The organism is Ruegeria sp. YKSF57, assembly GCF_059612585.1.
Genome location: NZ_JBXWQW010000100.1, coordinates 1 through 5016, shown reverse-complemented (window position 1 = coordinate 5016; position 5016 = coordinate 1). Strand labels below are relative to the sequence as shown.

Here is a 5016-nt window from a genome sequence, read left to right as displayed (position 1 = left end):
TAACCCACGAAGGACGGAATTACGCTGATAGTCTAGCCGACGTCTTTGATGAAATTAGTTTGGCCACACATAATCTGGTCGGAAAAAATGCCGATCGACCCCTTGTTATATGCGCCTACCCCAGCTTCATCGTCAGCTGGCTAGTCCCCCGCTGGTCACGGTATTTGCAATCTCATCCAGGCGCGCAACTTCGGATTGTCACCACTCTTAGTCATGAGATTCATTTCGAACAGATGGGCATCGACCTCGCAATACTTTCAGATAGTTTAGAGGATCAAAGATATATTTCGTCGCGGTTGTTTGAGACGAATTTGGTTCCGGTATGTCGGCCGGATTATCTCCCGCCTAATACGTTGATCAGCGATGTTGCCGATTGGCAAAATGCACTTTTACATTGCGAAACCCGGCCCAAAGATTGGGAAAGATGGTCAAATGCAAATGGCATTCATGTTGATACAAAGCGTGGTCAATGGTTTGAAAACGCGTCGATGATGTACGAAGCAGCCATGAGCGGGCTTGGAATAGCTATCGGAATCGAAGCCCTTCTGGACCGTGAATTCTCGTCAAACCGCCTTGCCCATGCATTCAGTGATAACAAAGCAATCGTTTGCCCCTTTTCGGTAATCCGACCGAAAGCGACTGAAACCCATCCGTTATTCCCTACCTTCATGTCTTGGCTACAACAGGAGATTTAGAGTGCCCTACCTGTTGTAAGCGGTCAAAATCCGGGGAGCTTCCTGTTAACTACTGGCCTGAATTGTCTCGCCAGCAATCAAACCAATAGCCATGCAGCTCAGATTGGTATTTCCGCTCAGGATTGTTGGCATGATCGACGCATCCGCGACACGCAGGTTTTCTACGCCGCGTACCCGCAGGGCGCTATCAACCACAGAGCTATCATCGTTACCCATGCGACATGTGCCAACGGGGTGATAGACGGTTTCCGCGTTTTTTCTGATCCAGCGACGCACCACCTCGGGATCGGTGCTTAATGCATCTTTATCAATCGCCTTATCTAGATATGTCCGCATGGCTCCACTTTCGACGACATCCACCATACGGGTAACGCCATCAGCCAGCATATCAAGATCCTTCGAATGGGACAAAAACCGCGGATCGATAAACGGAGCATCATTCGGATCGGCGGAGGCTAGCCTGATTTCGCCAACACTTTGTGGGTTGAGCTGGCAAACACGCAAAGCAAAACCGTTCTTTGGATGTTGTTCTCCTTTCGGCGGCCACTTTAACGCCAAGACAAGATGAGTTTGAAATTCAGCTTGGTCAGGACGATCGGTCCCCCAAAAGGCACCCGCCTCAATCCCTTGTGTCGCAGCACTTCCCGTACCTTTGAGAAGATATTGCGCGCCGGCTAGGGCGCTGTGGCAAAGGCCCTCGTAGGGTCGAAAATATTTGGTATAAGTGTCAACGCCCTGCGTCGCCCAACGTATTGAACAATCCAGATGGTCACGCAGGTTCTGACCAACCTCAGGAGCATCAATGATGGGGGTTATCCCCGTTTCGCGCAAATGCGTCGAAGGCCCAATTCCGGACAACATCAAAAGCTGCGGTGTGCCAATTGACCCCGCGCTTAAGATTACTTCGCTATCGGCACGGAGCAGTACTTCATCAGAGCCTTTTTTAACTACAACACCACAAGCTGCACCATTCTCTAGGTGGACCCGCCGTACTGGCAATCCGGACAGAACGGTCAAGTTGCTCCGACCACTCGCTTTCTTAAGGAACATTGACGCGCCATGGCGTTTGCCATACGCGATGTTCACATCAAAGTAACCAGCACCCGCCTGATTTTCGCCGTTGAACCCTTCATCGTTTTGCCCAATGCCCGCTTGCTCACAAGCCTCAATATAGGCCTCGGACAAGGTATGGCCGGTCAATCGCCGCGATAGCTTTATTGGCCCATCCTGTCCGCGCCCGTTACGGCTCACTAGGGGTAGAGCGCTACAATCTTCGATTTCACGCAAAACCCGATACATGTTTTCGGGCCCCCACTCAGGAGAGGAAACAGCCGCCCATTTTTCGTAATCGCTACGGGCACCCTTGATAGCAATCATAGAATTGATGGAAGACGATCCTCCGATCACCTTGCCACGCGGTATATAAATTTTGCGTGCCTCAAGCTCAGGCTGGGCCGTGGTCGAGAATTTCCAGTTATAGGCCGCGCCATTATAGAGCAGTCGTACCCCGGCAGGCATCCTGATGAGCAAGGATTTATCACTCTTTCCCGCTTCGATCAGTGCCACACGTGCTGTCGCATCTCGACTTAGGCGTTCCGCCAAAGCGCATCCGGAAGAGCCCGCGCCGACGATTATATAATCGTAAATTGCACTTTCTTTCATTCGTTGTCTCCTAGTTAATGATCCAAAGAACAATTCCAGGCATCGTAAAACACGCCGCGACGGTCACCAGTTGCATCAAAACGAAAGCCGGCGCTGCGGCGTAAATTGTTCGCAAACTAATGGACGGCGGTGCCACTGACTTCAGGAAAAATATGTTATATCCGAATGGTGGCGTCAGATACGCGGTTTCCAAAACCAGAATGACGAGGGCACCGATCCAAACCATATTAACATCAAGCGCAGTCAGTACGGGCAAAAACACCGGCATGACCAAAAACAGAATACCGATAGGGTCGACGAAAAATCCCAATACAAAGATTGTGGCAAGCATAACCCCAATCACGACCCCCGGTGAAACTCCCAAGCTATCTATCAAGGCACGCACAACCTCATCACCACCAATACCTGAATAAACAGAGACCAGAAGCAATGAATTGAGGGCAATCCACAACACCATTGTCGTTTGCTTGGCGGCCTCGACCGCCGCTTCAAAAATACGCTTCAGATCGATGGTGCCCAAAATCAATGCGATGATCATACTTGCTGCGGCCCCGATCGCAGCCGCTTCTGTCGGTGTGGCAATGCCTGCGAACAAGGATCCCAAAACTGCAAAAACGACCAAAACGGATGGCACAGTCCGCAAATAGATACGCACACGTTCTTTTGGTTCGATATGTCCCATCATACTGTCATCAGCCGCAGGGCACAGATTTTTATCCAACCAGCAGCGAACAACTATATAGGCAACGAGAAAGAATACCATCACGGCACCGGTCGATAAGCCTACCGCAAACATTTTACCCACTGAAACGCCTGATAACCCGCTAAAGACGATTGCAAGAATGCTTGGAGGAAAAAGCTGGCCAAGTGCCCCACCAACCATAATGACACCCAACGCGATTTTCTCATCATAGTTCCGGCTTAACATCGCAGGCAAAGCTATCTTGGTTGAAGTAATCACACCAACCGCGCTGACGCCTGACATGCAGCCGATTCCAGCGCAGACGAAAATTGTCCCGATAGCCAACCCGCCTCGAACTTTGCCGATTATCAAATACATTGCGCTATAAAGGTCGTCGGCAATACCACTTCGAACAAGTATCGATGCCATGAACATAAAGAACGGCAATGAAACCAAAGAGGTATTCTGCATCCCCGAGTAAACTTGACTGCCCAGAATAAAGATCGAAGCAGGACCCCAGACAAAATAGCCGAAAGCCAGTGAGACAATGCCAACTCCAAAGGCAATTGGCACGCTGAAAAACAACACGATGATCACCGATAGGAAAAGCAGAACGGTAAGGAGCGCAGGGTCCATAATTGGTTTCTCTTTTTAGTCAATAAGAGTTATTTTTGTGGTAGAGAGGGATCGTTACCCTGTGTGGTTCGGATAAACGACGCTAACGCCTGCAAGAACATCGTTCCGACCGCCACGATCAAGAGAAACGACAAAGGCCATACAGGTGGATCCCAGGGCGTGTTCGAAGTCTCCAACATCAAAATGGAGTCAGTGGCACGCTTCCAAATAACTTTAAGAAAGATAGCCGAGTATATGCAGATAACCAGACTAACAGTTCCGGCAAGGATCAAATTCATCCGGCGCGACAAAAGGCTATTGATAAAGTCGATGGCAACATGTCCACCCGTGCGCAGGTTGTCAGCCGCACATAGTAGAAAAATGGAGCCGAACAAGATCTGCACAAGTTCTCCCGTCCATATCGTAGGTTGGGACAGTACATAACGCGCAAAAACTTCGTAACATGCGGCTATCATCCCCGCGATCAGCGCAAGTGTCGCCAAATACGACAGGTATTTTGATGTTCCATCCACTAATGAAAGTAATTTCTGCACGCTCCCGCCTCCCTTTTTTAATTGTTGGGAACGGGCATTACTGCCCGGGCCCTTTTTCTTAGTTCAGACAATAATATTCAGGTTTCAGGGCGCTTCGACAGCGTAGCCAAGCTTGGTCAAAAAATCCATGCGCGACTGCTGGATCACACGAAAGTCTTCTGAGTTGGGCGAATACTTTTCGCGAACGACTTCATAACGGGCTTTCTCGAATTTTTCGATCTCGCCCTCTGGCCACGTAAGAAACTCAACTCCCGCTTCCTCCAGCTTCTTCACAATCTCGCCCTCTTCAAGACGTGACTGCACAAAGAAATCATCGCTTGCGGCCCGCAAAGAGTTGTCCACAATCTCTTTCAGGTCGTCAGGCAATGCGTTCCATGAATCCAGGTTCACAATCCAATCCGAAGACCCGCCCATCGTGAATTTTGGGTTAATGACATATTTGGTAACTTCATGCCAACCAAAGCCGTAATGAACTGGTGTGGATACAAATTCGAACGCATCAATCGTTCCGCGTTGCATGCCGGTATAGATGTCTTCAGATGCCATGCTAACCGGAGAAGCGCCAAATTTGGAAAGGGATTCAGCGGTCAAACCTGCAGTGCGAATTTTGAGACCTTTAAAATCTTCAAGAGACTCAATCTTCTTGTTGGACCAGATGTTTTCGCCAAGCAGTGTCGAAACGCCTAGGTAGTAAAAGTTGTTCCGCTCACCAACTGGCCGAAGCAATTCTTTACCGCCGCCGGAATAGAACCATTCTAAGGCTTGCTGATCATAGAGACCTGCGGGCCATTCGTTAATCCCCTGCAAG

General features: G+C 49.6%; 5 protein-coding genes. 1 reads left to right on the top strand and 4 read right to left on the bottom strand.

Annotation, left to right across the window (positions count from 1 at the left end):
• On the top strand, positions 1-695 hold a 695-nt coding region (locus AC2FLX_RS21875), incomplete at its 5' end, for a LysR substrate-binding domain-containing protein (RefSeq protein ID WP_496875562.1).
• Between the two features lie 45 nt (positions 696-740).
• On the opposite strand, the gene AC2FLX_RS21870 is transcribed toward AC2FLX_RS21875, so the two are convergent.
• The 4 genes from AC2FLX_RS21870 to dctP all read right to left on the bottom strand — a co-directional run.
• On the bottom strand, positions 741-2357 hold the full coding sequence (locus AC2FLX_RS21870) for a GMC family oxidoreductase (protein ID WP_037275501.1): 1617 nt from the start codon (positions 2355-2357) through the stop codon (positions 741-743).
• Between the two features lie 10 nt (positions 2358-2367).
• A complete protein-coding gene (locus AC2FLX_RS21865; protein WP_152477518.1) occupies positions 2368-3675 on the bottom strand; it encodes a TRAP transporter large permease in 1308 nt (435 codons plus the stop codon).
• Between the two features lie 29 nt (positions 3676-3704).
• Positions 3705-4208: a TRAP transporter small permease subunit gene (locus AC2FLX_RS21860; RefSeq protein ID WP_102106010.1), complete on the bottom strand. Its 504-nt coding sequence runs from the start codon at positions 4206-4208 to the stop codon at positions 3705-3707.
• 84 nt (positions 4209-4292) lie between these two features.
• A partial coding sequence (gene dctP, locus AC2FLX_RS21855) for a TRAP transporter substrate-binding protein DctP (protein WP_496875561.1) occupies positions 4293-5016 on the bottom strand: 724 nt, incomplete at its 5' end.

What these genes read in the sequence shown, in the direction of transcription:
- AC2FLX_RS21870 (WP_037275501.1), bottom strand. Translation starts at nt 2,357, where the DNA reads ATGAAAGAAAGTGCAATTTACGATTATATAATCGTCGGCGCGGGCTCT.
- AC2FLX_RS21865 (WP_152477518.1), bottom strand. Translation starts at nt 3,675, where the DNA reads ATGGACCCTGCGCTCCTTACCGTTCTGCTTTTCCTATCGGTGATCATC.